1 protein-coding gene is annotated in these 1,549 nt (G+C 42.0%); it reads right to left on the reverse strand.

What is annotated here, in order from left to right:
* Window positions 1–4 precede the first annotated feature (4 nt).
* Window positions 5–1,549, reverse strand: coding sequence for an L-glutamate gamma-semialdehyde dehydrogenase (gene pruA / locus AC1RFD_RS22295; protein WP_202342493.1), 1,545 nt, complete (start codon window positions 1,547–1,549; stop codon window positions 5–7).

Here is a 1,549-nt window from a genome sequence, read left to right on the forward strand (position 1 = left end):
AAAATTAAAGCATTTCTGAAGTTGTTTTTGCTTGCATATGCAGTTGTAGGTAGTCTGGGCCACCTGCTTTTGAATCTGTACCTGACATGTTGAAGCCACCAAATGGTTGGTAACCTACGATTGCACCTGTACAGCCACGGTTGAAGTAAAGGTTTCCTACATGGAATTCTTCACGTGCTTTTTCTAGGTTCATACGATTTGTTGTGATAACAGCACCTGTTAAACCGTATTCTGTATCGTTTGCAATTTCAATCGCATGGTCGAAATCTTTTGCTTTTGCAATGGCTACCACTGGTCCGAAGATTTCTTCCTTCATAATACGAGCAGAAGGATCTACGTCCGCGAATACAGTTGGTTGTACGAAGTAGCCAACTGAATCGTCTGCTGTACCACCAGCTACTAAACGACCTTCGCCTTTACCGATTTCGATGTACTCAGTAATTTTATTGAATGCTGCTTGGTCAATTACTGTTGCCATGAAGTTGCTGTAATCAGTTGGGTCACCCACTGTTAAAGCGTTTGTTAACTCTTCTACGCGATTTACCACTTGCTCATACACATCTTCTACGATGACAGCACGAGAACATGCTGAACATTTTTGACCTGAGAAACCAAATGCTGATTTCACGATGGATTGTGCAGCTAATTCTAAATCTGCTTCTTTATCCACTACGATTGTATCTTTACCGCCCATTTCAGCGATGACACGTTTAATCCAAATTTGGCCTTCGTTTAATACAGATGCACGTTGGTTGATACGTAAGCCAACATCACGTGAACCTGTGAAGCTGATGAAGCGTGTTTTTGGATGATCGACTAAGTAGTCACCTACTTCAGCACCAGAACCTGGTACGAAGTTCACTGCACCTGCTGGAAGACCAGCTTCTTCTAATACTTCGATAAATTTATACGCTACAACTGGCGTTGTAGAAGCTGGTTTTAATAACACTGTGTTCCCTGTTACTAAAGCAGCTACTGTTGTCCCAGCCATGATTGCAAATGGGAAGTTCCAAGGAGAAATGACAATACCGATTCCTAATGGAATGTAGTCATAACGATTATATTCACCTGGACGGCTTTCGACTGGCTGACCGTTTTTAATGCGTAGCATTTGGCGACCATAGTATTCCATGAAGTCGATTGCTTCCGCTGTATCTGCATCAGCCTCTGCCCATGGTTTCCCGGCTTCTTTTGTTAATAAAGCTGAGAATTCATGTTTACGACGACGGATAATCGCTGCCGCTTTGAAAAGAACGTCCGCACGAATGGCTGGATCAACTTTTTTCCATGTTTTGAATGTTTCATCTGCCGCTTGCATCGCTTTTTCAGCTAAATCTTTGCTTGCTTTCGAAACGCGACCAATGACTTCTGTTTTCTTTGCAGGATTGTACGAAACGATTTTATCTTCTGTTGTAATGCGCTCGCCACCAATAATTAGTGGGTAGTCTTGACCTAAGTAACCTTCAACTTTATTTAAAGCCTCTACATAAGCATTGTAGTTTGCCTCTTGTGAAAAATCTGTGAATGGTTCGTGTTTGTATGGAATCAT

The organism is Lysinibacillus sp. GW823-FHT02G10 (assembly GCF_058797135.1).